We start from the raw sequence: 5,283 nt of genomic DNA on the forward strand, positions 1-5,283 counted from the left end.
GTGTGTGGCGGGCCAAGGTGCGTAACTACGCCGATGACTGCATCCAGAACCCCAACGGCGCCGGCTGCTGAGACACTGAAGCATGGCCACCAGCTTTCGACACTTCGGAAACCTGCCGGATGGCAGTCCCGTCACGGCGTTCACCATTGGTGATGCTGACGGCATCCACGTCACACTGCTGGAGCTCGGCGCAGCCGTCCAGTCCCTGTGGGTCCCTGCTGACGGTGGATCAACCAACGTGGTTCTGGGGCACTCGGATGCCGAAGGGTATGTACGGTACGCAGATGACTACATGGGTGTTGTGGTCGGCCGGTACGCCAACCGGATCGCTAACGCCACCTTCACACTCGACGGTCAAACGCACACCCTAGGGGTCAACAACGGCAGCGCGTGCCATCACGGCGGGCCAGAGGGCTTCAGCCATCGCGTGTGGTCAGTGACCCGATCCAGCTCGCACAGCATCACGTTTGAACTCACCAGTCCTCACCTGGACCAAGGATTCCCCGGGGAGATGACGGTCCTTGCCACGTACACGGTGGAGGGCGCCGTCGTCGTTCTGGAGATGGAGGCCACGGCTGACCGGGCCACGGTCTTCGGCCCCACAAGCCACATCTATTGGAATCTGGCGGGTGAAGGCAGTGGGGGTGTGGATGATCATCGCCTGACCGTGGCAGCTGGCCAGTTCCTTCCCGTTGACGACGACGGCATTCCTGACGGGGCGCTGCGATCCGTGGCGGACACGCCCTTGGACTTCCGTCACCCGGTTCGCCTGGGGAATGTGATGCGGGCGGACCATGCCCAGCTGCACAACGGAGTGGATCACTCGCTGCACGTCACCGGCCACGGCCTCCGTCACGCGGCAACCCTGACGGACCCCGTGAGCGGTCGATCCGTGGAAGTTCATTCCGACCTTCCGGCGGTGCAGGTCTACACGAGCAACTTCTTTGACGGCCGCACGGTCGGCACCTCCGGTACTCGGTACCGGCAAGGTGACGGCGTGGCGTTGGAACCCCAGTTCCACCCGGACACCCCCAACCGTCCTGAGCTGGGCGACCCTGTTCTGCGCGCTGGGGCGGTGCGCAAGCACCGTATTGAATGGCGGTTCCAAGGTTGAGGTGACCCATCACGCCAGTGGGACCAGGTGCTGCTGGACAAATGGACAGCGTGCAATGGGCGTTCGGCGACCTCCCACGCGCATCGATTGAGACTGCCTGGGCCGAATCCTACTTTTTGAGGCACACGATCGATTTCGGTCGACGGACACCTGCTGGGTAACTGGTCCTCACCAGCTGCTGTGTGCATCACACCTCGTGAAAGGTAGAAGTCGCTGTGAAAACTGCACCTGCAACACGCAAACTGGCAACCCTCTCCACCTGTGTGGCCATCTGTGTCACTGGATTTTTCACTGCATCCGCACCGGCTCAGGCAGCCGACCCGTATCCCAGTGCTCCCAACTGCGTTGTGGAGTCAACGCACGCGACCATTCAGAAGGGATCGAGCGGAAGCTCCGTCAAGGAAGCTCAGTGCTGGCTGAACAAGTTCAACTACGGCCTGGTTGTGGATGGCCAGTTCGGTACCGCCACGGACAGCGCAGTCCGTGCGTTCCAAAAGTCCAAGGAGTTGGAGGTGGACGGGGTTGTGGGCCCCAAAACCTGGAACGCCCTGATCTACGGGACCAAGCCGCCCGTTGACAGCCGCGCCCAGAAGGTCCAGCGGGTGATCAACTACGCCCGAGCTCAGGTGGGCAAGCCCTACGTCTTTGGAGCTGCGGGACCCAACTCCTTCGACTGCTCGGGCCTGACCCTGAGGTCTTATCAACAAGCCGGGATCACGCTGCCGCGCTACTCGGGTGACCAGGCGGCCAAATACCGAGAGGTGCCGGCCTCCCAGCGCCAGGTTGGCGATCTCATGCACTGGCCCAATCACGTCGGGATCTATGCCGGGAACGGGAAGGTCATTGAAGCGGCCAACAGCCGGACAGGTGTGGTGGAGCGCAACGTTTGGGGGACGCCCACCTATCACCGGGTGATTCCCTGAGTTGTTGACCGTGTTCGCAGGGGGTGTTCACCGCAGCGCGCGGTGAACACCCCCTGCGTGGCGTCCGCCCCTCGTGCGAGGCTCACCGCCGCTGTGGGTCAGGGGGCGACCGTCGTCGTGAAGTGTGACGCTCAAGTGGGGATGTGTGGGGTCTGCCTCAAAGCTCCCTAATAGGGGGTCATGTCCCGTTAGCCTAGTGGAAACCCACCGAAAGGACGCGCCTTGTCTCACCCTGCCCCCAGTCTTGCCGCCGAAGAAGGTGGACTCGCACCAACCCGAAGGACCAGCCTCCCCGGAAACCTGGTGCGTGGCGCCCTGATCGGCACGGTGGAGACCGTCCCGGGTGTCAGCGGTGGAACCGTGGCCTTGGTGGTTGGCATCTATGACCAACTGATCGGATCCGCCAGCGAACTGATCTCTGCCTTCCGTGCTTTGCTGTTGGGCCCCAACCGTATTGAAGGCTTCAAGAAGCATGCCGCCAATGTGGAGTGGCGCGTGGTGATTCCGGTGATGATCGGCATGGTGGCGGCGCTGCTGCTCATTGCCGGTCCCATGGAGCACCTGGTGGACAACCACCCCGAGCTGATGCGTGCCATCTTCTTCGGCATGGTGGTTGGGTCCGTGTGGGTTCCGTTGTCCCTGGCAGGCAAGGGGTGGACCTGGGCTGACTGGCTGTTGGGAATCGGAGCTGCCCTGGTGGCCTTCTTCCTGGTCTCCATCCCGTCCACAACGCTTGAACCTCAGCCGTGGATCATCATCCTGGCCGCCTCCGTGGCGGTGTCCGCGCTGCTGCTGCCGGGCCTCTCCGGATCGTTCATCTTGCTGACCATCGGGCTCTACCAACCCACGCTGCGGGCCGTGGACAACCTGGACTTCGGCTACCTGGGCCTGTTCTTCCTGGGTGCGATTCTGGGCATGATCGTGATCGTCAAGGCTCTGCAGAAGCTGCTGGAGCATCACCACCGCGGCACCATGATCGCCCTGGCAGGTCTGATGATTGGCGCACTGCGTTCCCTGTGGCCCTGGCAGGACGACGACCGCAACCTGAACGCACCCGCGGATGACTGGGGCATCCTGCTCATGGCAGGTCTGGCCGGTCTGATCGCCGTGGTCATCCTGCTGGTGGTGGACAACCGCATGGCGGCCCGCAACGGCCAGTGACCTCGCCCAGATCATGCGAAGTGGCGCTTTGAGGCCCTTGGGTATTCATGCATGATCTGAGCAGTCAAGGTCTCCGCTGAGGGACCACGGCAACGGCCCTGCACAAGTGTGCAGGGCCGTTGCCGTGTCTCTGGCACAGTGGCGTCATGGACCTGCCGCACCACCTCCGTTCCGTGTACGACGACGCCGCACCCACCTACGACGCACTGCTACCTGACCTGAGGGTCGAACAACCCGTGGACCGAGCCATGATTCGCGCCTTTTGCGAGGAAGTCCGCGCAACATCGCTGCTCCGGGTGCTGGATGCCGGATGTGGGAACGGCCGGATGATCCACGAGTTGGTGCAGCAAGGCCTGACCCCGCAGGGGGTGGACCTGTCCAGCGGGATGATCGAGCGAGCGCGTCGTCGAGAACCGGAAGTGGATTTTCGAGTGGCCGATCTGAGGGCATTGCCCTACCGCGATGATGCGTTCGGTGGTGTGCTTGCCTGGTACTCACTGATCCATCTGGACTACCCCGGGTTGGCGGATGCACTGACGGAACTGGCTCGCGTCACAGATGTTGGAGGGGCACTGCTGGTGGGGTTTCAAGCGGGCGCCGGTTCGCGGGAGATTGTGAACCCGTACGGGACCACCGACTCCATGACGGCTTGGTTGTACTCACCTGAGGAAATGGCTTCGGTTGCCACGGCGGCCGGTTGGACCGTCGCCGCCACTGCCACACGTCGAGCCGTCATGGAGGACCATGACCAAGGATTCGTTCTGGCCCGGCGCACCGCATGACTCATACCTGGGGCCTTGGTCACAGGCCGGAATACGTCCGTGTGGCACGGAGGTTGCACCCCTCGAGAGACAACTACACCGCATGGAGGTACCCGTGCCCACCTTGTTCGATTCCCTGACCGCAGGCGACCTGCAGCTGCGCAACCGCGTGGTCATGGCCCCGCTCACTCGTTCCCGCGCGGAGGAGGACGGTGTGCCCACCGATCTTCACGTGGAGTACTACACACAGCGCGCCGGTACGGGTCTGATCATCACGGAGGGCACGTTCCCGGTCTTCACCAACCGTGCATTCGTGGGTCAGCCGGGCATTGTCACGGATGAGCAGCAGGCAGGGTGGGCCCGCGTGGCCGAGGCCGTGCACGAGCAGGGCGGCACGGTGGTCATGCAGATCATGCACGCCGGTCACGTCACCCACCCCGGCCTGACCCGTGGCGCGCAGCCGGAGGCCCCCGGTGAGACCGCACCGGACCGTGGTGAGATCCGTACCTACGACGGCAAGCAGGAAATCATCACCGCGCGCGCCTTGACCGCGGATGACCTGGAGCGCGTAAAGAACGAATTCGTGGCCGGTGCCCGCCGTGCCGTCGACGCCGGTATGGACGGGGTGGAGCTGCACAGCGCCAACGGTTACCTCCTCCACGAATTCTTGAGCCCCGTGACCAATCAGCGCGACGACGAATACGGCGGCTCCCCGGATGCCCGCGCCAAGTTCGTGGCCGAGGTCATCCAGGCAGTCGCCGCTGAGATCGGTCCCGGCCGCACAGCCTTGCGGATCTCCCCGGAACACAACATTCAGGGTGTTCCGGAGACCAATCACGACGACGTCCTGGCCACTTACGATGCCCTGCTCGATCAGATCAAGAACTTGGGTCTGGCCTACCTGTCCGTGCTGCACGCGGATGTGGACGGAGAGTTCGTGGCGCACCTGCGTGAGCGTTTCAACGGGGTGTTCATGCTCAACAGTGGGTTCGGCTCCAACACCACACGTGATGAGGCCGAGCACATGGTGGAAGCCGGGATTGCCGACGCAGTTGTGGTGGGACGCCCCATCATTGCCAACCCTGACCTGGTGGAGCGCTGGCGCAACGGGGCGGAGGAGAACCAGCCCAACCCGGCAACGTTCTACACCCCGGGCGCCCGCGGTTACACGGACTACCCGTTCGCGGAGGCCCTGGCACCGGCAGCCCAGCACTGATCCCCGCCCAGACCTCCGTTAAGGCCCAGAATCCTGCTGTGGGTTCATGTGGTGGTTGCAACACCCCTAGTAAGAACAGGGGGTGGGTCCCGGTATGGACGCGAGACC

5 protein-coding genes are annotated in these 5,283 nt (G+C 63.5%); all 5 read left to right on the forward strand.

Features of this window, described 5'->3' with window-relative positions:
- Positions 1-82: 82 nt before the first annotated feature.
- Positions 83-1,114, forward strand: coding sequence for an aldose epimerase family protein (locus GTW58_RS12700; protein WP_119933778.1), 1,032 nt, complete (start codon positions 83-85; stop codon positions 1,112-1,114).
- Between the two features lie 215 nt (positions 1,115-1,329).
- Complete coding sequence (locus GTW58_RS12705; RefSeq protein WP_198673462.1) at positions 1,330-2,037, forward strand: C40 family peptidase; 708 nt, start codon at positions 1,330-1,332, stop codon at positions 2,035-2,037.
- A 222-nt stretch (positions 2,038-2,259) separates the two neighbouring features.
- Entirely contained in the window at positions 2,260-3,198 is a 939-nt protein-coding gene (locus GTW58_RS12710; protein ID WP_119933779.1) for a DUF368 domain-containing protein, read from the forward strand.
- A gap of 146 nt (positions 3,199-3,344) precedes the next feature.
- A complete protein-coding gene (locus GTW58_RS12715; RefSeq protein WP_119933780.1) occupies positions 3,345-3,980 on the forward strand; it encodes a class I SAM-dependent DNA methyltransferase in 636 nt (211 codons plus the stop codon).
- A gap of 94 nt (positions 3,981-4,074) precedes the next feature.
- Entirely contained in the window at positions 4,075-5,175 is a 1,101-nt protein-coding gene (locus GTW58_RS12720) for an alkene reductase (RefSeq protein WP_119933781.1), read from the forward strand.
- The last annotated feature ends 108 nt before the right edge of the window (positions 5,176-5,283 follow it).

Origin of the sequence: Kocuria subflava, from assembly GCF_012163155.1 — a bacterium.
Classification (GTDB): domain Bacteria; phylum Actinomycetota; class Actinomycetes; order Actinomycetales; family Micrococcaceae; genus Kocuria; species Kocuria subflava.